Source organism: Halohasta sp. A2, assembly GCF_056175805.1.
In genome coordinates this window covers 1-242 of sequence record NZ_JAQFWV010000360.1, presented here as the reverse complement: position 1 = coordinate 242, position 242 = coordinate 1, and the positions used below count along the sequence as shown (strand labels likewise).

General features: G+C 55.4%; 1 pseudogene. It reads right to left on the bottom strand.

Annotated features, from left to right (window positions below):
• Positions 1-242, bottom strand: a pseudogene (locus O2S87_RS19430) (ISH3 family transposase); the annotation flags it as partial.

Here is a 242-nt window from a genome sequence, read left to right as displayed (position 1 = left end):
ATGTTCCCGGGCATCGCGTGGAGTTTCGATAAACGGCGCGTCAGCGGCGTAGCCGTGACGCGCCACCCCATGTTCGTCGTATCTACCTTGCTGGTAGACGCAATCGATGTACACAGGGAACGTCACCTTCCCAGCTAGTTCGTGTTCGATCACACGGCTCCAACCACTGCTGAGTTCATCTTTGATGGTATCACCCCACCTGACAACCGGGATGACGTAAGCGTAATTGTAGGCGTACAGCA